Origin of the sequence: Sorangium sp. So ce296, assembly GCF_051529605.1 — a bacterium.
Classification (GTDB): domain Bacteria; phylum Myxococcota_A; class Polyangia; order Polyangiales; family Polyangiaceae; genus Sorangium; species Sorangium cellulosum_D.
Genome location: NZ_CP150325.1, coordinates 7343911 through 7364778 on the forward strand (window position 1 = coordinate 7343911; position 20868 = coordinate 7364778).

The 20868-nt window shown below is 71.3% G+C and carries 17 protein-coding genes; 10 read left to right on the top strand and 7 right to left on the bottom strand.

Annotation, left to right across the window (positions count from 1 at the left end):
• Positions 1 to 10: 10 nt before the first annotated feature.
• A complete protein-coding gene (locus tag WME98_RS27385; RefSeq protein ID WP_437944649.1) occupies positions 11 to 1624 on the bottom strand; it encodes a right-handed parallel beta-helix repeat-containing protein in 1614 nt (537 codons plus the stop codon).
• Between the two features lie 260 nt (positions 1625 to 1884).
• On the opposite strand from WME98_RS27385, the gene WME98_RS27390 reads away from it, so the two are divergent.
• The gene (locus WME98_RS27390; protein ID WP_437944650.1) at positions 1885 to 2502 is read left to right on the top strand and encodes a Maf family protein; all 618 of its coding nucleotides are present in this window, start codon (positions 1885 to 1887) and stop codon (positions 2500 to 2502) included.
• A gap of 57 nt (positions 2503 to 2559) precedes the next feature.
• Here the strand turns inward: WME98_RS27390 and WME98_RS27395 are convergent, their stop codons facing one another.
• Positions 2560 to 3576 (bottom strand): LacI family DNA-binding transcriptional regulator, encoded by a 1017-nt coding sequence (locus WME98_RS27395; RefSeq protein ID WP_437944651.1) that lies wholly within the window; start codon positions 3574 to 3576, stop codon positions 2560 to 2562.
• 389 nt (positions 3577 to 3965) lie between these two features.
• Here WME98_RS27395 and mgtE point away from each other — a divergent pair, with 389 nt between their 5' ends.
• Positions 3966 to 5300 carry a magnesium transporter gene (gene mgtE, locus WME98_RS27400; RefSeq protein WP_437335794.1) on the top strand — a complete coding sequence of 445 codons (1335 nt, stop codon included), beginning with the start codon at positions 3966 to 3968 and terminating at the stop codon, positions 5298 to 5300.
• A 121-nt stretch (positions 5301 to 5421) separates the two neighbouring features.
• On the opposite strand, the gene WME98_RS27405 is transcribed toward mgtE, so the two are convergent.
• Positions 5422 to 6027 carry a hypothetical protein gene (locus WME98_RS27405; protein WP_437944652.1) on the bottom strand — a complete coding sequence of 202 codons (606 nt, stop codon included), beginning with the start codon at positions 6025 to 6027 and terminating at the stop codon, positions 5422 to 5424.
• Positions 6028 to 6351: 324 nt separating this feature from the next.
• Between WME98_RS27405 and WME98_RS27410 the strand changes: the two genes are divergently transcribed.
• The 3 genes from WME98_RS27410 (at position 6352) to purU (ending at position 8480) form a co-directional block, all read left to right on the top strand.
• Positions 6352 to 6657: a hypothetical protein gene (locus WME98_RS27410; RefSeq protein WP_061628064.1), complete on the top strand. Its 306-nt coding sequence runs from the start codon at positions 6352 to 6354 to the stop codon at positions 6655 to 6657.
• A 123-nt stretch (positions 6658 to 6780) separates the two neighbouring features.
• Positions 6781 to 7518 (top strand): histidine phosphatase family protein, encoded by a 738-nt coding sequence (locus WME98_RS27415; RefSeq protein ID WP_061628065.1) that lies wholly within the window; start codon positions 6781 to 6783, stop codon positions 7516 to 7518.
• A 65-nt stretch (positions 7519 to 7583) separates the two neighbouring features.
• Positions 7584 to 8480: a formyltetrahydrofolate deformylase gene (purU, locus tag WME98_RS27420; protein ID WP_061628066.1), complete on the top strand. Its 897-nt coding sequence runs from the start codon at positions 7584 to 7586 to the stop codon at positions 8478 to 8480.
• Positions 8481 to 8704: 224 nt separating this feature from the next.
• Here the strand turns inward: purU and WME98_RS27425 are convergent, their stop codons facing one another.
• From WME98_RS27425 to WME98_RS27435, 3 genes are all read right to left on the bottom strand, one after another.
• Positions 8705 to 9391, bottom strand: coding sequence for a hypothetical protein (locus WME98_RS27425; RefSeq protein WP_437944653.1), 687 nt, complete (start codon positions 9389 to 9391; stop codon positions 8705 to 8707).
• 424 nt (positions 9392 to 9815) lie between these two features.
• Positions 9816 to 10508, bottom strand: coding sequence for a glutathione S-transferase N-terminal domain-containing protein (locus WME98_RS27430; protein ID WP_437954027.1), 693 nt, complete (start codon positions 10506 to 10508; stop codon positions 9816 to 9818).
• Positions 10509 to 10657: 149 nt separating this feature from the next.
• The gene (locus tag WME98_RS27435; protein WP_437944654.1) at positions 10658 to 11515 is read right to left on the bottom strand and encodes a homocysteine S-methyltransferase family protein; all 858 of its coding nucleotides are present in this window, start codon (positions 11513 to 11515) and stop codon (positions 10658 to 10660) included.
• A 405-nt stretch (positions 11516 to 11920) separates the two neighbouring features.
• Between WME98_RS27435 and WME98_RS27440 the strand changes: the two genes are divergently transcribed.
• The 3 genes from WME98_RS27440 to WME98_RS27450 all read left to right on the top strand — a co-directional run bounded on the left by WME98_RS27440 (position 11921) and on the right by WME98_RS27450 (position 15254).
• A complete protein-coding gene (locus WME98_RS27440; RefSeq protein WP_437944655.1) occupies positions 11921 to 12529 on the top strand; it encodes a hypothetical protein in 609 nt (202 codons plus the stop codon).
• Between the two features lie 47 nt (positions 12530 to 12576).
• Entirely contained in the window at positions 12577 to 14196 is a 1620-nt protein-coding gene (locus WME98_RS27445; RefSeq protein ID WP_437944656.1) for a S53 family peptidase, read from the top strand.
• 89 nt (positions 14197 to 14285) lie between these two features.
• Positions 14286 to 15254 (top strand): hypothetical protein, encoded by a 969-nt coding sequence (locus WME98_RS27450; RefSeq protein WP_437944657.1) that lies wholly within the window; start codon positions 14286 to 14288, stop codon positions 15252 to 15254.
• A gap of 76 nt (positions 15255 to 15330) precedes the next feature.
• Here WME98_RS27450 and WME98_RS27455 read toward each other — a convergent pair whose 3' ends face one another.
• On the bottom strand, positions 15331 to 17844 hold the full coding sequence (locus tag WME98_RS27455) for a glycoside hydrolase family 31 protein (RefSeq protein ID WP_437944658.1): 2514 nt from the start codon (positions 17842 to 17844) through the stop codon (positions 15331 to 15333).
• 823 nt (positions 17845 to 18667) lie between these two features.
• Between WME98_RS27455 and WME98_RS27460 the strand changes: the two genes are divergently transcribed.
• Both WME98_RS27460 and WME98_RS27465 read left to right on the top strand, forming a co-directional pair.
• Entirely contained in the window at positions 18668 to 20245 is a 1578-nt protein-coding gene (locus WME98_RS27460) for a L,D-transpeptidase (RefSeq protein WP_437944659.1), read from the top strand.
• A 213-nt stretch (positions 20246 to 20458) separates the two neighbouring features.
• Positions 20459 to 20839 carry a cupredoxin domain-containing protein gene (locus tag WME98_RS27465; RefSeq protein WP_437944660.1) on the top strand — a complete coding sequence of 127 codons (381 nt, stop codon included), beginning with the start codon at positions 20459 to 20461 and terminating at the stop codon, positions 20837 to 20839.
• Positions 20840 to 20868: the final 29 nt, after the last annotated feature.

Genomic DNA, 20868 nt, shown 5'->3' on the forward strand with positions numbered 1-20868 from the left:
GCGCTGCGGGTCACGCCCTCTGGCGGCGGCCGCGGCGCCGGAGGGCGGCGCCGAGGAGCGCGGTCGCCGCGGCGGCGGCCGCGCCCGAGCCGGCGAGCGGGGCGCCTGCGAGCGCGCCGCTGGCGCTGCACGCGCCGGCGCGCTCGAGGGCCTCCTCGTCGGCGGCCGCGGCGCGGTCTTCGGCGTCCGCGCCGTCCGCGGCGCCGCTGTCGATCTCCGCGCCGTCGCCGCCGGTGTCATCGCTGTCCGCGCCGTCGCTCTCGGCCGGGGCGCCGCTGTCGGCGGCGGCAGCCCTCACGGCGATCGTCGCGTCGGCGAGGCCGGGCCCGAACTCGTAGGCGCCGATGTCGATCGCGCCCGCGGTCGGCCGCTGCGGCGCTCCGCTGGCCGCGCGCACGCCCCTCGCGGGGGCGAACCGCGGCGCGGCGAGCGGGCTCGGGAACGGGTGCCCGGCCGGGCTCGGCGTCCACCGGGCGCCGGCGTCGACGAGCGGGCTGCCCGCCGACGGGCGGAGGTCCATCGAGCCGACGTCGGCGAACCCGGGATCGGCGCCCTGAAGCGTGCCTGTCCACGCCGCGGGGATGGCCGACGAGCCGGACGGGACCCAGTTGTTCGCGCCCGCGATGAGCGCCGCTCCCGTCACCCAGCTCGCCGACCTGTCGACGTAGACCTCCACGCCGCCGCCGCCGCGCCGATAGAACACGTTGTTGCTCATCTCGACGCTCTCGATGCCGTCGTACATCCGGATCGCCGGCCTCGAGCCGGGGGCGAGCAGGAACGTGTTGTTGACGAACCGGAAGCGACCGAACGTCTGCCCCGTCCCGTCGCCCCCGACGCGCGCGACGAAGTGCTGTCCCGTCTTGACGAAGACGTTGCCGACCACGTCCGAGTCCTCGCGCGCGAGCCCCTCGTCCTGGCCGTCGGGCCCGATGAGCTCGATCTCGTGGTATTTCGCGCCCTCGATCCAGTTGTAATAGATCTCGTTCCGCTCGGCGCGGCTCTTCACGTTGTTGCCGCCGTTGCCGTCGTGGACATAGCAATGCCGCATGCGGAACACCGAGCCGAGGCGCGTCTCCTCGTCGGTCGCGATGTAGATGGGGTGCCTGGTGTCGCCGGAGCCGCACGCGTAGACCTCGACGTACTCCAGCGTGAACGAGCCCGACTCGGAGTCGGCGCCTAGGATGCCGTGGCCAGGGCAATCGTGCACCACCGCGTCGCGGACGGTGACGTCGTGCGCGCGGTTGAACACGCAGCGGCTCGCGCCGCCGGTGATCTCGAATCCTTCGAAGGTGTAATGATTGCCACCGAAGACCACCGTGTTCGTCCCTCCGGACAGCACGGGGCGGCGGCCGTTCACGCGGACGCCGCGGATGGTGATCTTCTGCGCTTCGGTGCCGGACTTCTTGAAGATCACGTCCCCTGGATAGGTCGCGTCGCCCTGGACCTCGACCACATCCCCGGCAGCGAGGCGAGGGGCGATCTCCGCGAGGCTCGAATACGGCTTGCCTCGACCCACCTCGTACGTCGCTCCGCTCGCCGGCGAGGCCGCGAGCAGCACGGAGAGCCCGATGCCCGGCGCGACGAGAGAGAGCGTGACGAGGTGTCTTGTATTGAGTTGCTGCATCGCCGCAATCTCACGTGCTGAGGAGTCGAATTGCAAGCTGCTTTTTAATGAAATGCATGATGGGTAATTCAGGCGACACCTTACGGCGGTCAGCGTACGCCGTTCTTTCGCGGATCCCCGGGGTTTTGGCCATTACTGACTCTCCGTGTCCGCAGGCAGATTCGATGGAATGAATGCAGTCGGCGACGTTCGAGCGGCGCGCGGGGCAGGGGAGCCGGTCCCCCTCGGCACGGGCGTCGTTTCGTGCCATGGATCCGGCCATGTTCCGGATTGTCCTCGCCTCCACGTCTCCCTTCCGGAGGGCGCTCCTCGATCGCCTCGGGCTCGCGTACGAGGTCGCCCGGCCGGCGTTCGACGAGATCGCGCCCGAGGGGCTGCCGCCCGTCGCCTGCGCCCGCGCTTTCGCGGAGGGGAAGGCGCTGAGCCTCGCGGCCGCGCACGAGGGCGCGCTCATCATCGGCGCCGACCAGGCGCTCGATCTCGACGGCGAGCTCCTCCGCAAGCCGGCGTCGCTCGACGAGGCGGCGGACCAGCTCGGTCGGCTCGCCGGGCGCGTCCACGCCCTCCACACCGCCGTCGCGGTGCACGCGCCTCCGGGGCTGCCGCTCGCGCTCGGGGAGCCGCGGACGCTGGCCGAGGTCGTCACGGTGGAGCTCCGCGTCCGGCCGCTCGACCGCGCGCAGATCCGGCGCTACGTCGCGCTGGATCGGCCGATCGGCAGCGCGGGCGGGTACCTCTTCGAGAAGCACGGGCCGTGGCTGTTCGACGACGTGCGCCACGCCGACGAGACCGCCATCGTGGGGCTGCCGCTCGTCCCGCTCTGCCGCCTCCTGCGCCGCTTCGGGGTCGATCCGCTCGGCCTGCCCGCGCCCGCGTGAGCGACCCGCCCCGGGAGCGGCGCGCGCCGGCGCGAGCCGCCGCGGGAGCGGCGCTCGTCAGCGCGAGCAGCCGCAGGAGCGACGCAGGACGAGCTCGACGGCCAGCCGCGGCTGCGGCTCCCCGGCGCCGCGCTGGCCGCTCTGGACGAGCCGCACGAGCTCCCGGACGGCGAGCCTCGCGACGAGCTCCGTCGGCGGGCGGACCGTGGTGAGCGCCGGATCGAGGTGCCGCGCGGGGCCGATGTCGTCGAACCCCACCACCGACACGTCGGCGGGGACGCTCCGGCCCTCGCTCCGCAGCGCATCCATCGCGCCGATCGCGGCGGCGTCGCACCAGCCGACGACCGCGTCGAACGGCGCCTGCTCGCGGAGCCACGCCATCGTCGAGGCGCGCGCCTCCTCGGCGCTGAGCCCGCTGCGGCAGAGGCGCGGATCGACCGGGAGGCCGTGGCGCACGAGGGTCGCCCGATACGCCTCCTCGCGCCGCCCCGCGTCCTCGTTCCCCGCGGGGCCCCGCAGGAACGCGACGCGACGCCGGCCGTGCGCCTGGATCAGGTGCTCGACCGACTCCCGCACGCCCGCCTCGTTGTCGATGGCGATGCTCGGCAACGAGAGGCCCGGGGGCGGCGTTCGATAGACGAGGAGCGCCGGGAACCCCTCGGCCGCGAGCCGCCTCAGGCTCGCCTCGCCCATCGCGGAGCCGAAGATCAGGACGCCATCGGTGTTGTGCCGGCCGAGCATCCGACGCAGCGAGCTCTCCGAGCGCAACGCGATGAGGAGATCATACCCCTCCTCGGTGGCCGCGCTCGCGACGACCTGGAGGAAGCTCGACATGAACTCGGTGCCGATGGTGGGCAGGAGAAAGCCGAGCGAGCCTGTCCGGCCCTGCGCGAGGCTCCTCGCGGCCGCGTTCGCCACGTAGCCGAGATCGCGTATCGCGGCGAGCACCCGCTCGCGCGTCTTCGCGCTGCACTTGCCCCGATCGTTCAGGACCCGGCTGACCGTCGCCGGCGACACCCCGGCGTGCCGGGCCACCTCCTCCATGCGCACCGTCGGCCGAGCGCCGGAGTTCATCGTGACAGCCTCAGGCGAAGATTTCATATTACCAGACAAGCCAAGGAAAGCGCTTCCATCCTAGTCGTCGCGGCGGGCTTCTGTCAAACCGAACTCCGCGCGTCGACACGGTTTGATTGGCCAAGTAAAAATTCGAGGATATCGGAATGTGCCGGAGGGCGATTGGGCCGCCCCAGGCGGAGCGCTGACGCGTAGCGCTGGCCGCTGGCGCAGGCGGGCGGCGCCGCGGGCGGCGCGGCCAGCGTGGCCGGCGCGGCCGTGGCGCGCGCGTTGCTAACCGGCTGATCACCGTGGATCGAGGGTCGAGCTTGCCGCTCAGCCCCTCTGACTGAGCACCTTCTGCCGGGCGACGCCGACGGGGCGGGCCAGGCGCTCGACGAGGTGAGGCGATGATGGAACGCCCGCCCATCCAGGCGAACGAGACGCTCTCGGCCGCCGAGCTGTCCGTGTCGTGGCCGGCCCTGGAGAACGAGGAGCGGGTGCAGGCCTATCGCCGCCTGCGGCGCGAGGAGGCGGAGGATTTCTTCCAGGGCCTCCCCACCGCCGACCAGGCCGCGCTCCTCGCCGCCCTCACCAAGGGCGAGCGGAGGCTGTGGCTCCGCCTGCTCGCGCCCGACGACGTGGCGGACATCCTCCTCGAGGTGTGCCCGGCCGCGCAGGAAGAGCTCCTCTCGCTGCTCGACGAGCCGACGCGCCGGGAGGTGAGCGCCCTCCTCGCCTACGCGGAGGACGAGGCCGGCGGGCTCATGAGCCCGTGGTTCGCGCGCGTGCGGCCGGAGGCGACGGTCGACGAGGCGATCAGCTACCTCAAGCGGCAGGCCCGGGATCACCTCGAGACCGTCTACTACGGTTATGTGCTCGACGCCGAGCAGCGGTTGCGCGGCGTGGTGTCGCTGAGGCAGCTCATGATCGCGCCCGGCCACCTCCGGATCAGCGACGTCATGAAGACCGACGTCGTCTCGGTCAACGAGGACGCCGACCAGGAGGCGGTCGCGCGGCGCTTCGCGGAGCACGATCTCGTGGCGATCCCCGTCGTCGACGGCGAGGGCCGCATGAAGGGGATCGTCACCGCCGACGACATCGTGGACGTCGTGGAGGAGGAGGCGACCGAGGACATCCAGAAGCTCGGCGGCATGCAGGCGCTCGACGCGCCGTACCTCCGGACCCCGCTCTTCAAGATGCTCGGCAAGCGCGCGGGCTGGCTCTCCGCGCTGTTCGTGGGCGAGCTCCTCACCGCCACCGCGATGGGGCACTACGAGGACGAGATCGCCCGCGCGGTCGTGCTGGCCCTCTTCGTGCCGCTCATCATCTCGAGCGGGGGCAACTCCGGATCTCAGGCGACGACGCTGGTCATCCGGGCGATGGCGCTCGGCGAGATCCGGATCGGCGATTTCTTCCGCGTCAGCCGCCGGGAGCTCGCGTCGGGCCTCCTGCTCGGCGGCATCCTCGGCGGGATCGGCTTCCTGCGCGTCCTCGCCTGGGAGCAGCTCTTCGGGGCCTACGGGCGGCACTACGTGCTGCTCGCGCTGACCGTGGCCATCAGCCTGGTCGGCGTCGTGACGTGGGGCACGCTCGCGGGCGCGCTCCTGCCGTTCGCGCTCCGGGCGCTCCGCTTCGACCCGGCGAGCGCCTCGGCGCCGTTCGTCGCGACCCTCGTCGACGTCTCCGGCCTCGTGATCTACTTCAGCGTGGCCGAGCTCCTGCTCCGCGGGATCTTGCTGTGAAGCGGGCGTGCGGCCGCCGCGGCGCGCGCGGCCCGCGCGGCCCGCGCGGCGCCGCGAGGGCGCGGCTCCCCGGGCCTGGAGGCGCCCGGGGGGAGGAGGGCGCGCTCCGCCGCGGCGCGCGCTAGGGGGCGACGCGCGACGCGAGGTAGCGGGCCGCGTAGGCGGCGATCACGCGCGCGTCCTCGCGCCAGCGGCCGCCCATCGTCAGCTTGTCCGCGTCGGCCGCGCTCAGGGCCGTGTTCGGGATCGGCGACGGCGTGCGGCTCGAGAACTGGACCTCGTCGAGCACCTTGCCGTCCCGCGTCGTGATCCGCAAGGTCAGCCGGATCTGGCTGGGAGCCGAGGAGACGACCGCGTAGAAGCCGGGGTTCATGTAGCCGACATAGGGCTTGAGCACGAACGGCGCCGACGTCGTGCCGGCGGCCTCCGCGACCTCGATACCCTCCTCCTTGGCGCCTTCGACCAGGGCCTTCGCGAACTCCTCGTTGATGGAGTCCTTGTCGGCCATGAAGCGCTGGTAGTCGTCCCCGTCCTTGCCGGCGAGGTACCGGTCCTCGGACTGGTCGATGATCTGGAGGCCCACGAAGTCGATGGGCATCAGGGCGAAATACCGCTGGCCTACGAACGGAGCGGGGCTCGCCTGGGTCACGACGCGCCAGCTCGGCGCGCACCCGACGAGGGCCGCGGCGCCGAGCAGCGCGGCCGCGATGAAGCTGCGACGGTACATGAGATCTCCTTCAGGGGCCCGCCTTGTAGGCCATGTCCGAGCGCGCTGGCAAGCGCGGCCCAACGCGCTGGCAAACCGGCCCGCGGGCCGCGTTTGCCAGCGCGCGGGGCCCCGGGCGGCGGCGCGGCGGGGCCCCGGCGATCGGGCCCGGCGCCTCCTCCGGCCCGGACGGGCCGGCTCCCTCGCTCGGGAGCGCGCTCGCCGCGCGGCCGTGTGCAATGGGCGGACATGAGCCGAGCTGGCCTGTCGAATGCATGTCGATACGACAGATGCACTCGCTACCTCGTACGCGGATGCATTTTCATCGATGTTGGAGGTGAGCTCATGGTCCCGCATTTCGTAGCAGGCCTCTTCGGCCTCTTGCCCATCGTGGTATTCCCGGCGTTCGGCGTCGATCCGCCGGAGGACGCCGGCGGCAGCGGCGCCCAGGTGGGCGGCGCGTCCGAGCCGGGGAGCCCCGGCGAGCTTGGAGAGAGCGGTCCGCGGTTCGTCTACTCGATCTCCTGCATCGAGGGCAGCACCGGAGAGAAGGCCTTCCGCACGGCCGACGATTTCTGCAGCGCCCTGCGCGGCGAGCAGGTCTGCTCGGAGAGCGCGGCCTTCTTCGCGCTCCTCCACGGCTGCCCCTGAGCGCCCGCGCGGCCGCGGCACAAACCCTTGACATTCGAGGGGGGCCTTGCTCTTCCTAGCGGGCGCGGACCGCCCCGCGCGGCCGTCCCCCTCGCCAGGTCGCGCGCCTCGGAGGCTCAGATCGTGACGAACCTCTATCTCATCCGGCACGGAGAAGCGCTCGTCAACGTGAACCATATCGTGGGCGGGATGCGCGGGGACACCGGGCTGACGTCGCTCGGGATCCTCCAGGCGGAGCGGCTGCGCGATCGCCTGGCCGCGACGCGCGAGCTCGCCGCCGACGTCCTGATCGCGAGCTCCTTTCGCCGGGCGCAGCAGACCGCCGAGATCGTCGCCCCCGCCCTGGGGCTGCCCGTCACGCTCGACGACGACGTCCAGGAGCTCCGCCCCGGCGAGGCGGACGGGATGCCCGTCGGAGAGGCGATGGTGCGCTATGCGATCGATTTCGAGCGCGAGCCCTACCGCCCGGCGAGCCCCGGCGGGGAGAGCTGGGCTCAGTTCATGCTGCGGGTCTCCGTCGCCCTCGATCGCATCACCCGCGAGCACGAGGGGCGGACGATCGCGATCGTCACGCACGGCGGCTTCATCGACGTCGCGTTCCTCCACTTCTTCAAGATGAACGCGCTCGCGTTTCCGGTGGCGCACTTCGCCACCCGCCACACGTCGCTCACCCACTGGCAGCGCCGGCGGCGCTGGGGTCGCGCGGAGGCCTGGCACCTCATCTATTACAACGACAGCGCCCACCTGCGCGACGTCGAGCGCACCGTGCGCATCCCCTGGGCGGAGCTCTCCACGCTGGCGCCCAGGGGCGCGGAGGATCCGTCGGGGCCGCCGTCCTCGGAGAGCGGCGAGGGGCGCTAGCGCCCCCGCCGGCCCGCCGCGCCCCGCGCTTGCGCCGCTGCCTCGGGGCGAGCACCATGGCCCGCATGACGGGTCCTGTCCACGCAACCTTCCTCGTCGCCGCGCCCGACCAGCCCGGGCTCGTCGCGCGACTCGCGGGCTTCTTCTACAACATCGGCCTGAACATCATCGACGCGAGCAATCACACGGATGCGTTCACGGACGAGGGACCGCGCTTCTTCATGCGCCTCGTCGTCGATCTGTCCGGTCTCTCGTCGCCGGCCGCGGTCACCGCCCTGGGCGGCTCGGCCACCCGCAGCGCGATCGAGGCCGCCTTTCGCGAGCTCGCCACGTCGCTCTCGGCGCGCTGGTCGGTCGACTACAGCGATCACGTCCCGAAGATGGCGATCCTCGTGACCAAGGATCCAGCGTGCCTCTACGATCTCGTGCTCCGGCAGCGCGCGGGCGAGCTCCGCTGCGAGATCCCGCTCGTCATCTCCAATCACCCCACGCTCGAGGCGGTGGCCGAGAGCTTCCGAATCCCCTTCTTCTGTCTCCCGATCACCCCGGAGACGAAGCGCGAGCAGGAGCGCCAGGTGCTCCACCTGCTGAAGAGGCACCATGTCGATCTCGTCGTCCTGGCGCGGTACATGCAAATCCTGTCCGAGCAGATCCTCGATGAAGGGCCGCCCGTCATCAACATTCACCACGGGTTCCTGCCCGCGTTTCAGGGCGCGAAGCCGTACCATCAGGCGCACGCGCGCGGCGTGAAGCTCATCGGCGCGACGGCGCACTACGCCACGCGGGACCTGGACCAGGGGCCGATCATCGAGCAGGACGTCGCGCGCGTGAATCACCAGCTGGGTCCGGAAGAGATGACCCGGGTGGGGCGCGACGTGGAGCGCCTCGTCCTCTCCCGCGCCGTCCGGGCGCACCTGGAGCGGCGGGTCATCGTCGAGGGCCGCCGGACCGTCGTGTTCTGACAGCCCGAGGCGCGGAGGATCCAGGGGCGGATCCTGCCCTGCGCGCGGCTCCCCCCGGGGCTCGGACGAGCGGGGATCGGACCGCCGAGACGCCGAGGGCACGGGGGAGGCCGCAAAGGGTCTCCTCGGGTCCTGGCGTCTTGGCGGCCTCGTGCTCCGGATCGCCGTGCGGGGCGCGGCCCATCACGGCTCCGGTGAGCCGGAGGGGCTCGCGCGCGGGGAGATCAGGGGTTGCGCTGCTGGCCGAACCCGCCGGTCTGGCCCGTGGCGCCGGGCGCGAAGGCCGACTGCTGGCCGACGCCCAGCTGGCCGACGTGGCCGTAAGCGCCCGATTGACCGATGGCCGTCTGGCCGAGGGCGGCGGTCTGGCCAACGCCTGCGTACTGGCCCATCTGGCCCAGCATCGCCTGGCCGGATTGCTGGGCGCCGTAGCCGAACCCAGCCTTCGACGGGATCTCGCCCTTGCTCGGACCGAAAGAGCCCTTGCTCGGACCGAAAGAGCCCTTGCTCGGGCCGAAAGAGCCCTTGCTCGGGCCGAAAGAGCCCTTGCTCGGACCGAAAGAGCCCTTGCTCGGGCCAAAAGAGCCCTTGCTCGGGACGAGCCCCGCCTGGCTGGGGACGAGCCCCGCCTGGCTGGGGACGAGCCCCGCCTGGCTGGGGACGAGCCCCGCCTGGCTGGGGATGAGCCCCGCCTGGCTGGGGATGAGCCCCGCCTGGCTGGGACCGAGCTGCGACGTGCCCATTCCCACGTATCCGCCCCGCGCCCCTCCGAGCGCTTGCTCGGCCGACGCGATCGAGGCCTCGTCGAGCTCGGCTTGATCGAGATCGGCCTCGTCGGCGCTCACCGCGCAACCGGCGGCGAGGGCAGCGAAAAGAACTGCAGGCACCAGCATCTTGCTATGCATCGACATGATCGGTTCCCCCCGATGTCCGCGAGGGCCCAGCAGGCCCAGACATCTCGGCTCACCGCAGAGCAGGGTGTGTGCCTGTTCGACGTGTGCATACGTTTCCGCTCCCGGCATGCTTGACGTTGGGGGGGCGGAAGATGCAGCGCGCGCGATCGGCGTCCCGGTCCAGCCAGGGCGCACCGCTCCTCCGGTGCGCAGGGCGATGATCCGCCCGCGAGGCGCGTCGCGCGACGGCCTCGCCCTGCTCGGAAGCGCGTCGCTCGAGCCGCGTGTGCATCGCCGGGGCGCCGGGACGGGACGGTCGTCCGAGGTCGAGCCGTCCGCCCAGACCGCAGCCCCGTTCACGAGGCGTTGCGCGCCCGCGACGCTCGAGCGCACCGCCGCGGGGCGCGGAGGCCGCACCTCACGCGCGCCGCGGACGGGCGGCTCACGCCTGGGGCTTCTTGCCGAACAGCCAGCGCTTCGCCTCGTCGTCGAGCGACTGGCTCTGGTTCCGCAGCTCGCTCCCCGCCGCGAGCCCCCGCGCGACGGCCGGCCGCGCGCGCACCGCATCGATCCATCGCTTGAAGTTCGGGAGCTCGTCGGCGGAGACCCCGTACCGATCGTACAGCATCGCCCAGGGGAAGCTCGCGACGTCGGCGATCGAGTACTCGCCCGCCAGGTAGGGCCGATCCGCGAGCCGCTTGTCCATCACGCCGTAGAGCCGGCGGACCTCGTTCGTGTAGCGCTCGATCGCGTACGGGATCTTCTCCGGCGCATACTGGCCGAAGTGCCCCGCCTGACCGCTCATCGGGCCGAGGCCGCCCATCTGCCACATGAGCCACTGGGTCACCTCATAACGACCCCGGACGTCCGAGGGGATGAGCTGGCCCGTCTTTTCCGCGAGGTAGAGCAGGATCGCGCCCGACTCGAACACCGAGATCGGCGCCCCGCCGCCCGGCGGATCGTGATCGACGATCGCGGGCATCCGGTTGTTGGGGCTGATCGCGAGGAACTCCGGCTTGAACTGATCGCCCCGCCCGATGTTGACCGGGATGAGCTTGTACGGGAGGCCCGTCTCCTCGAGCATGATGCTGATCTTCCAGCCGTTCGGGGTGGGCCAGTAATAGAGGTCGATCATCGTGCGCTCCGTCTCCGTGGTGTGTCGCCGATCGCGACTGCGTGTCATCTCGGGACCTGGATCGTCTGCAGGGCGCCGCGCCGGCGCCGCCCTGCGCCTCGGGCATCGGTGGCACGTCGACCCAGGGAGAGCAACCGGCGATCGGCGCCTCAGCGCAGAGGCCCCGCGGGGCGGCGCGCCGCCTCGTCGGCGAGCGCGCGCAGCGCCGCGACGTGCGCGGGCCCCGTCCCGCAGCAGCCGCCCACGATCGTGGCGCCCGCCTCGATCCAGCCGCGCGCGAGGTCGGCGTAGCGCGCGGCCGAAGGGCGGCCCTGCCCCTCGGCCCAGCCGAGCCCCTCGGCCTCGGCGCCGGCGTTCGCGTAGGCCCCGAACGGGACGCCGCACGCCGCGAGCCGCTCGACGTGCTCGAGCGTGCGCGTCGCCGGGGTGCAGTTGACCAGGACGGCCCGCGCGCCGCGGGCGGCCGCCTCCCGCGCGGCGGCGCCGATGTCCTCGGGCGAGAGGAGATCCGCGCCCGGCCCCGCCGTGAACGACACCCACGCTTCGACGCCCGTGGCGACGGCCTCCTCGAGCGCCACGAGCGCCTCGCCGACGTGCGGGAACGTCTCGCAGAGCAGGACGTCGACGCGCGCCGCCGCGAGCGCCTGCGCGAGCTCGCGGTGCTCCTGCCGCGCGCTGGCCGGGCTGAGATCCGGCCGGTAGCAGTCCTCGAGCGGCGCGATGCTGCCGGCGATCCGGTGCCGCGGGTCCACCTCGCGGATGGCCTCGCGCGCGAGCGAGACCGCGCGCGCGAGGAGCTCGGCCCACGCGGCGCCCGCCTGCCTGCGCTTCGTGCGGAACGTGTTCGCCGTGTGCACCGTGGCGCCGGCGCGCGCGTAATCCCGGTGGATCGCGCGCACGACGTCGCAGCCGCGCGCGTCGAGCAGGGCCGCCGCGCTCCAGAGCGGCGCCGGCGTCGCGACCCCCCGCGCTGCGAGCTCGGTCCCGAGCGGGCCGTCAAGCACCACGATGTCGGACTCAGCCGTCGTTTCGACGCGCCTGGACCGCGCGCGCTGCTCGTCCACCATGTAGGCTCCGGTATGTCCGTGACCGGCTCTCAAGGCAACCCCTGATTCCCGCAGTGCGCCCGCTGTACTGCGGCAGGTACGCCGGGCCCGCACAGCGCACCGTCCCGACCACTATGCCGCAGAAAGAACGATGGAATTCTCTTTCGCGCCGGGAATTTGCTTGCCAGGTATGGGGGGGCTGCGGCACCGTTTGAAATCATCTTCCCCTCATTCGGCTCGACTCGCGGGAGTCGTGGGGTCCAACAGGCAGCCATCGCTCGAAGGACCGACAGGGGTGGAGCTCCCTCTGGTCAGCGCTAGGCCAGGTGACCTCCGTCAGTGAGCCCAAAGAAAGGAACGCCCAACATGATCCGACAGTCCATCCGTTCTTCCAAATCGCTCGCTCTCAGTGTTGCGCTCGGCGTCATCGCGGCGGCCGGTTTTACCGGATGCGGCGCGTCGGAGGAGCCGGTCGTCGATGACGCGGTGACGCACGAGCGGATCACGCAGGCCGACCTCCCGGAGGCGGGGTTCCTGAGCCTCGAGATGGACCAGAAGACGGTCTATGCCTTCGACTACTCGGCGGCGCCGATCGACTACGCGCGCATCAAGCTCTCCACCGGCGACGGCAAGGAGATCCTGCTCTCGGAGCAGATGGCCGCGGTGGAGAGCGCCGACTACGGCGACTACCCGGCGCCCGTGCTGACGGAGAGCTCGGACGACAGGTTCAGCATCGCCTCGGACGCGGCCGCCTTCGGCAAGCTGTCGGAGAGCGAGCTCGATCAGCTGAAGGCCGACGGGTTCTTCTACTCGGAGAAGCCCCTGAAGTCCCCGGGGGCGAGCCCGCAGACCACCGACCCCGAGTGCATCCACGCGTACTGCGAGATCTGCACCGACAACGTCACCGGCGGGCGCCCGGAGACCTGGTATCCGGGGACGTACACCTGCTACCTCGTCGAGCACGTCTGGTGCTGAGCCTCGCCTGACGACCTCCTCCCCCCTCGCTGGCAAGGCCCTCGTTGATGCGTTCGCTCTCGGTTTGGTGCGTCGCGCCGCTCGCCCTCGCCGCGGTGGGGTGCGGGGATGATGGACCGGTGCTCCCGAGCGGCCTCCCGCGGCCGCTCGCGGGGGTCTACCTCGACTTCGGCCCGGCGCCGGAGGAGGACCGCTTCCGCGCGCTGATCGGGTTCCCGACCCGGGACGTCCCCGGGCTCGAGAGCGCGATCGAGGACATGTACGACCCCGGGAAGCCGGAGACGTTCCGGAAGTACATGTCGGTCGACACCTGGATGGAGCGCCACGCCCCGTCCGAGAGCGATATCGCGGCCGTCGAGGCCTGGCTCACCCAGCACAAGATGGAGATCCGGCGCCGGTCCAAGAACCGGCTCCTGCTCGAGTTCGCGGGCACGGTGGAGCAGTTCAACACCGCCTTCGACACCGAGCTGCGCGACTTCGAGCGCGAGAACCCCTCGAAGGGCGGCAAGCCGCTGCGCACGTTCGGCGCGCTCGATCCGCTCAGGCCGCCGCAGAAGATCATCGACCTCACGTCGGGCGTCATCGCGGTCGACGTCCCGGCGGACACCGATCCGCTCCCCGGCGAGACGGGCTCGATCGAGAAGACGCCGCCGGAGGGGCAAGAGCAGGGGGTCACGCCCGCGCAGATCGCGCGCGCCTACGCGGTCGACAAGCTCCACGACGAGGGGCACCGCGGGCAGGGCGTGAAGCTCGGCATCGTGGTCGGGGCGCACTTCAAGACCCGCGATCTCCAGTCGTTCTGGCAATCGTTCGGCATCACGTCGCGCGACAACCCGGAGGTCGTGGTCACGGCGGATCCGGTCTCGACCCGCTACCTCGAGACGACGCTGGACACGGAGTGGGCGGGCGCGATGGCGCCCGAGGCGGAGCTCATCGCGTACGAGGGGCCGGACGCGCGCACCCTCTCGATCCTCTACGCGTGGAACGAGGCGATCGCGGCCGGCGAGGTGTCGGTGCTCTCGACGTCGTTCGCGCACCGCGAGGAGACCGAGGCGGAGCCGATCCGGCGGCAGTACCACGAGGCGGCGCGGATGGGCGCGGCGCTCGGGATGACGATCGTCGTCGCGGGCGGCGACTCGGCGAAGCCGGACGTGCCGTCGTCGAGCCCGTACGTGACGTGCGTCGGCGGGACCCGGCTCGAGTTCGGCGGCGACGGCGAGGTCGCGCGCGAGGTCGCGTGGAGCGGCTCGGGGTCGGGGCGATCGCGCCAGTTCGAGACCCCGTGGTGGCAGGAGGGCGTCGTCCTGGACGCGCAGGGGCGGCGCGCCGTCTCCGATGTCGCGCTGAACGCCTCGGGGGACTCCACGTACTGGCTCTACTACCTGGGCGAGTGGGAGCGGCGCAGCGGCACGTCGTTCGCCGCCCCGGTGTTCGCCGGGCTGATGGCGACGGTGAACAGCCGGCGGCTCGCGCAGGACAAGCCCGTCGTGGGGTGGCTGAACCGGGCGCTCTACACCGACGCGAAGGTGCAGGCGGCCTTCCGCGACATCACCGAGGGCAAGACCAACGACGGGAACGGCGAGGGGTTCAGCGCGGGGCGCGGCTGGGATTATCCGACCGGCTGGGGCGCTCCGCTCGCGGACAAGCTCGCCGAGGCGCTGCCGTAGCGCTGCCGTAGGTCGCCGCGCCTCGTCCGCTCGAGCTTCCGCCGGCCTGCGCGTCGTCTCCGCGGCGACGATGCGTCATCCTGGGTCGGATGACGCCCACCGCCGCTTCGCTCTCCCGCCCGCTCGTTTGCATCGCGCTCCTCGCGGCGGCGGCGCCGGGGTGCGACCGCGCGGGCCGGGCCGCCGGGCCTTCGCCCGCGCCGCCCAGCGCCGCGCCCGCCGCGGCGCCGGAGGGCGCGGCGCCCGCCGCGGCGCGAGAGGGCGCCGCGCCCGCCGCGGACGGCGGGGCGACGCTGGCGCCCACGGGGGACGCCGCCGCGCCCGCCTCCGCGGCGGAGGGCGCCGCGCCCGCCGGCACCGCGGCGGTCGCGCCGCTCCGCGCGGATGCGCCGTTCGTGGAGCTCCCGGTCGACGGGTTCGCGAGCGCGGTGGTGTCGGTGCCGATCGGCGCCACGGCGCGGCGCCCGGTGCTCATCGCCTCGCACGGCAACTACGACCGGCCCGAGTGGCAGTGCCAGGTGTGGCGCGACATCGCGGGGGGCGACGCGTTCATCCTGTGCCCGCGCGGCGTCGCGCGGTCCGACTCGCCGTCGGCGAGCGACGTCCGCTTCACGTACGAGAGCAACGCGCGCCTGGAGCAGGAGATCGACGCGGGGCTCGCGGCGCTGCGCGCGCGCTTTCCCGAGCACGTCGACCCCGGCGCGCTGCTCTACACCGGCTTCTCGCTGGGCGCGATCATGGGCTCCGCGATCGCCGCGCGGCGGGCGGCGCTCTTCCCGCGGCTCGTGCTGGTCGAGGGCGGACACGACAAGTGGACGCCGAAGGCGGCCAGGGCGTTCGCGGACGGCGGCGGGCAGCGCGTCCTCTTCGTCTGCGCGCAGGCCGGGTGCGGCGCCGCGGCGAAGGCGGCGGCCGCGCGCCTCGAGAAGGCGGGCGTGCTCACGCGGGTGGTGCGCAGCGAGGAGGCCGGGCACCGGTACGACGGGCCGGTCGCCGAGGAGACGCGGCGGGCGCTCGGCTGGGCGCTCGAGGGCGACGCGCGGTGGAGCGCGCCCTAGCTTCGCGTGGCCGAGCCTCCGTCTGCCCGCGCGTCGACGCAAGGCCGCGGGGTGTCGTGGAGGTGCGGGCCGTCGCTCAGTCTGCGCTCACGACCACCTTCGAGCCATTGTACGTGACCGTTTGATCCGCGGCGGCGGTGACGTCGACGCCGGCGCCATGACTTTCGCCTACCCACACGATCTTGAACGTCCTGGTGGCCGGCATCCCGTCATAGCTCCCCTCCCTTGCGCCGATGGTCAAGTCCTGGGTGGCCTCGTCCCACGTGAGCGGGATTTGCGAGTATTGCCCGTCCTCGTAATCATAGCTGTCGCCCTCGTCCTCGTACAGGGTGAAGGACCCGTTTTGGCCTTTATAGATCCGGATCTCCAGCGGGTCGATGCTCTGCGTTGCATACTGGATGTTGGGGCCCATGGGGACGATCGAGCCCGCTTTGACGAAGAGCGGCAGCTCGCTCAGCGGCGCGGGGGCCGTGACCGTGCTCCCGCCGTTCGTCGTCGCGCCTGTCCAGAAATTGTACCAGGTCCCCGCGGGGAGATAGACGGAGCGGCTGGTGGCGCCCGCGACGGTCACTGGATTGACCAGGAAGGATGGCCCGAACAGGAACTGATCCTTGATATCGAACACCTTCTGATCGCTGGGATAGTCGAAGACCAGGTGCCGCATGATGGTGTAGCCTTCGCTGGTCACCTTCCATGCCAATGAGTAGATGTAAGGCATCAGCCGATAGCGCAGGTTGTCGATCTTGAGGAGGTTGGCCTTGGTGGCGGCGCTCCAGCTGTTGCCGTACAGCTCCCTCGACCCGCCTCCGTGGATCCGGAAGATCGGCGAGAACGCGCCATACTGGAACCAGCGGGTGAAGAGCTCGTTGTTCGCGCTGGTGCTCCAGTTCACGTTGTGGCCCCAGTACCCGCCGATGTCCGTGGTCCAGTAGGGCATCCCCGCCAGCGAGAAGTTGAGCCCCGCGGGGATCTGCTTGACATAGGTCGGAAAGTCGCTGTTGATGTCTCCCGACCAGCACGTCGTGGAGTATCGCTGCTGGCCGGCGAAGGCGCTGCGGGTGAGGTTGTAGACTCGCTTCCCTTTCGGGCCGATGCTGCGCCAATGCTCGTACAGCCCCGCGGAGTGTTGCAGGGGATAAGCGTTCACGTACAGCGCCCCCTTGCCGATCGCGGTATTTGCCGCCCGCACGTTGACGGCGTCCGGATAGCCCTGCGGCTCGGTGTTGTCGGCCCAGATGCCGTCCCAGCCGTGCGGCCCCAGCAGGCGATCATGGATCTGCTGGTACACCAGGGCCCTGGCGGCGGGGTTGAAGGTGTCATAGAAGTGGTGTGAGCCGCCGCTGGCGTACAGCGCCCCAATTTCATCGAGCGCGCGATAGTTGTCCAGCTCTCCCGGCTTCCTCTCCGTGTTCACGCGTTGATACAATGGCCAGATCGATATCACCGTATGGACGTTATCGTCGTGCATCTGAGCGATCAGAGACGCTGGATTGGGATAGCGGCTCTCATCCATGAGATGGGAGCCCCACGCGTACGGGGTCCAGTAGTCCCAGTCTTGAACGATGCAGTCGAGCGGAATGTTGTTGTCGCGGTAGCCGTCCTTGACCCTCAGCAGCTCGGACTGGCTGCCGTATTTGTCCTTCGAGTGGAAGAGCCCGTAGGCCCATTTGGGGAACATCGGGGCTGCGCCGGTCGCGGTGCGGTAGCCGGCGACGACCTGGTCGATGCTTGGACCATAGAAGAAATAGTAGTCCACCATCTCGCCCGCTTCGGACGAGTAGCTGTACTTCGTGTTGTTGGACTCGGACCCGTCGAACTCCGAGACGGAGTAGTTGTCCCAGAAGATCCCGTAACCCTTGTTGGACACCAGTACCGGAATGTTGATCTCTGTATTGACGTTGACGATGCGTCGTTTCGTGCCCTTGCGGTTCATCACGTTGTCCTGGTGCTGGCCGAGGCCGAACAGGGCTTCGTCAGAGGGCGATTTGAACACGGTCTCGACGCGGTTCGTGCTGACCCCCTCGACGGTCGCTGGGGTCACGGTCTTGCTGTCTTCCGACAAGATGACGTTGCCGTCCAAGTCGGCGTAGGTGACCAAGCCGCTGGCCGTGTCGACGCTGGCCTTCAGGCGCGTGGTGGTGATGGTCACGACCCCTGAATTTTCCTCGACGCAAAAGCTCCGTGTGTCCCACTTGTTGTTGACGGACAGAGAGGTCTTGTCGGGGAGCGAAGCGGCGTTGGTGTACTGGACGCGGATGATGCTCTCGTTGCAAACCTCCAGCTTCAGCAGACCGGTTCCCACGGTGAAGGTGACGCCGGTCGCGTCGATCGCATAAGCCCCGGTCTCTGCTGGCGCAGGTGGGCAAACGAGCTGGTCGTCGCCTCCCTGGCCACCGGTCCCGCCGCCGGCGCCGCCCGCAGCGCCGGCGCCGCCCGCGCCGCCTCCCACGCCGGTCGTGCTGGCGGCGTCGGTCGCCGTGCCGCCGGTACCCGGATCGGGGGCGGGGTCGGTCCCGTCCGAGCATGCGCCGCCGAGCGGCGTGAGGCCGATCAGCGCCACGTAAAGATATCGATGGATTAAGTTTCGCATGGCTCCTCGTGAACAACAGATTGGACAGCGGATATCAGCGATTTCGGCGGTTTGCGGCGGCCCTGACCTCGCCAGGAATGCTCCTTCGCGGGGCAACTGTGGACGAGCTCCCGCAGGCGGCGGCGTGAGGGCGGCGCCTTGGATGCATGGATGACCTGTTGAGATAGCTTCGCTCCTGCAGGGTGGACCGGCAGGAGGAACCTCGGAGCGCACGAGAATGCTCTGCCGGCCAGGGGGCAGCGCCGTCAGTCGGGGACTGACGTTTCCATGCGCTTGGAATTCCTTCTCCCTTCACGACAAGGGAACCCGAAGCACCAGATTGTTAACGTTAACATTTGGAGGCGTCAATCCGAATCGGCCGGCCGGCGACTATCCTCAAACCGACGGACAAGGCTGGCGGGTCCCGTCTGGAGCGCCGCGTTAACGGGAGCGCCGCATCAAGAAGAGCCAGCGCCGGACCGCCGGCGTCGCGGTCCCGCCCGGCTCAATGCTGAGGTCGCCTACGCCGAGATATGGTCCCATCGGCGCGGCTGCCTCGCGCGCGCTCCGTTGCTCGGATCGCTGTACCGGTTTAGTGGTGGATGTCAACGGAGAGGTCGGCTACGAGCTCGCCAGGGCTCCTCCGAGTTCGTGGGTCGAGGATCGGCTCGATCGCATGCTGTCGGGCCTCCACCCTCCAGCACGCGATGGGAGACACGGGCTGGCAGCCGAGCCAGACACCGAGCTGCTCGGTCCGCTCCTCCTCCGGCGCACGCGCGGCGCGCCGTGTGGCGACGCCCTCTGGCCGGCGGGCGGCCTCTGAGCTAGACGAGGCCCGTCGTCGATGATGGCTTGCTCTTTCGTGGAGACGCGCGCGCGGCATCGCGGTGGCCCGGGTCGGTCGCTCCGCGCCGTGGCGCTCGCGGCGTCCGCCCTCGCGGCCGCCTGCGGCCCGGGCGAGGAGCCGCCGGGGCGCTCGGCCGCCGCGCTGCAGGCCGCCCCCGAGCAGCCGCCGGCCGCCTCCGGCCCCTCCGAGCTGCTCGCCGCCCTCGACGCGGGCGCCGGCGGCGAGGCCGAGCCCGCGGCGACCCGGGAGGCGTTGCGCCCCGGGCGCGGCGACAAGCTCGCGAGCATCGCGATGCGCACGTTCGTGTACGCGTCGCCCGAGCGCGGCGCCGCCAAGGTGGGGTACCTGCGGGCCGGCGCGGTCGTCGAGCGCGCGGCGGCGCCGTCGGGCGACGCGGGGTGCCCCGGCGGGTGGTACGCCGTGCACCCCCGCGGCTTCGTGTGCGTCGGCAAGGGCGCCTCGCTCGACCTGAACCACGAGATCGTCGCCGCAACGCCGGCCGGCCCGCGCCGCGGGCAGCCGTATCCCTACCGCTACGTCGTGTCGCGGAAGCCGCCGCCGCACCTCTATGTCCACCTGCCGAGCGAGGCGGAGCAGCGGCGCGTCGAGGGGCGCTCGCGCAGCCAGGGCACCCCGGCGTGGTCGCTCCGCGACGAGGCGCTCCTCGGCGAGCCGGAGCCGCTCACGCCCTTCTTCGCGAGCCGCCGCGACCTGCCGAAGCCGTTCGGCGCCGCCGAGAAGGTCCGCTTCCCCGCGCACCGCGGGCGCGCGCGGGCCGACTCGGCCTTCGGCCTGATCTCGACCTTCGCGTGGACCGGGCGGCGCTTCGGCCTGACGACCGAGCTAGATCTCATCCCGATCGACCGCACCTCCGCCGTCGTCCCCACGGCGATGCGCGGCGTCGAGGTGACGACCGAGGGGACCCCGGCGTTCGTCATGCACCACGGGGTGCGCACGCTGAAGCCGGACGCCTCGGGCGAGCTCAAGCCGGACGCCTGGGCGCCGTACCGCTCCGGCTGGGTGCTCACGGGCAAGACGGCCGCCGGCGGCGCCTATGCCGAGACGGACGCGGGCGCGTGGATCCCCGCGTCCGCGCTGCGCGTCGCGCGGCTGGGCCGCGACTTCTGGGGGCAGGCGGCGCGCGGCCGGAAGTGGATCGACATCTCGATCGAGCTCCAGATGCTCGTCGCCTACGAGGGCGTGCGCCCCGTCTTCGCGACCCTGGTGTCGACGGGCAAGGGCGAGCTCGCCGACCCGGCGACCACGAGCGCGACCGTGCAGGGCACGTTCTTCGTCCGCGAGAAGCACGTCACGGCGACGATGGACGGCGACGATCTCAGCGAGACGTCGGTCGATCTGCGCGACGTGCCCTATGTCCAGTACTTCCACAACAGCTATGCGCTGCACGGCGTCTACTGGCACGACGCGTTCGGCAAGGTGCGGAGCAGCGGTTGCGTGAACCTCGCGCCCGCCGACGCCGCGTGGCTGTTCGCGTGGACCGATCCCCCCGTCCCCGAGGGCTGGCACGCCGCGTTCAACGACAAGGGCGGGACGCTCGTGTACATCCACGCCTAGCCTCGACGTGGGCAGTCCCCCGGGGGCACCACGCGGAGAGCGCCGATGTCGACGCTGGCCAGCCCGACGACGGACGGGACACCCGAACACGCCGCCGGGCAGGCTGAGCCATGCCTCCCGCACGGCAGCCAAGGGATTCGATCGAAGACCGTGTAATGCCGCCGGGGCGCGCGCGTCCGCCAGGCACAACCCCGAACGAAGGTACCCATGGTCATGACGCGTCGCCTTGTCGTCTCCGGTTTGTTCGCTGCCTCGCTCCTCGCCCCCTCGCTGCGCCCGCCGAGCGCCGCGGCGGAGGAGGCGCCCGCCCCATCGCCGCAGGCCGTCCGCGAGATCGAGATCGTGGTGGACGGCGGTTACAAGCCGAGCCGCATCGTCGTCACCGAGGGCGAGCGGGTCCGCCTGAAGGTGGTCCGGCGGGACTACTCGCCTTGCTCGCGCGAGGTCGTGTTCGCTTCCCTCGGGATCCGGCGCGAGCTGCCGACGAACGTGCCGGTGGTGATCGATCTTCCCGCGCTGAGCCCGGGAGAGATCGAGTTCAAATGCGGCATGAACATGCTACGGGGCGTCATCGTCGTCGAGCGCCGCAAGTGATCGCGCTCGCCGATGCTGGAGCGGCTTCC

Coding starts and splice junctions, on each gene's coding strand:
- WME98_RS27385 (WP_437944649.1), bottom strand. CDS start 1,624: ATGCAGCAACTCAATACAAGACACCTCGTCACGCTCTCTCTCGTCGCG.
- WME98_RS27390 (WP_437944650.1), top strand. CDS start 1,885: ATGTTCCGGATTGTCCTCGCCTCCACGTCTCCCTTCCGGAGGGCGCTC.
- WME98_RS27395 (WP_437944651.1), bottom strand. CDS start 3,576: ATGAACTCCGGCGCTCGGCCGACGGTGCGCATGGAGGAGGTGGCCCGG.
- mgtE (WP_437335794.1), top strand. CDS start 3,966: ATGATGGAACGCCCGCCCATCCAGGCGAACGAGACGCTCTCGGCCGCC.
- WME98_RS27405 (WP_437944652.1), bottom strand. CDS start 6,027: ATGTACCGTCGCAGCTTCATCGCGGCCGCGCTGCTCGGCGCCGCGGCC.
- WME98_RS27410 (WP_061628064.1), top strand. CDS start 6,352: ATGGTCCCGCATTTCGTAGCAGGCCTCTTCGGCCTCTTGCCCATCGTG.
- purU (WP_061628066.1), top strand. CDS start 7,584: ATGACGGGTCCTGTCCACGCAACCTTCCTCGTCGCCGCGCCCGACCAG.
- WME98_RS27425 (WP_437944653.1), bottom strand. CDS start 9,391: ATGTCGATGCATAGCAAGATGCTGGTGCCTGCAGTTCTTTTCGCTGCC.
- WME98_RS27430 (WP_437954027.1), bottom strand. CDS start 10,508: ATGATCGACCTCTATTACTGGCCCACCCCGAACGGCTGGAAGATCAGC.
- WME98_RS27440 (WP_437944655.1), top strand. CDS start 11,921: ATGATCCGACAGTCCATCCGTTCTTCCAAATCGCTCGCTCTCAGTGTT.
- WME98_RS27445 (WP_437944656.1), top strand. CDS start 12,577: ATGCGTTCGCTCTCGGTTTGGTGCGTCGCGCCGCTCGCCCTCGCCGCG.
- WME98_RS27450 (WP_437944657.1), top strand. CDS start 14,286: ATGACGCCCACCGCCGCTTCGCTCTCCCGCCCGCTCGTTTGCATCGCG.
- WME98_RS27455 (WP_437944658.1), bottom strand. CDS start 17,844: ATGCGAAACTTAATCCATCGATATCTTTACGTGGCGCTGATCGGCCTC.
- WME98_RS27460 (WP_437944659.1), top strand. CDS start 18,668: ATGATGGCTTGCTCTTTCGTGGAGACGCGCGCGCGGCATCGCGGTGGC.
- WME98_RS27465 (WP_437944660.1), top strand. CDS start 20,459: ATGACGCGTCGCCTTGTCGTCTCCGGTTTGTTCGCTGCCTCGCTCCTC.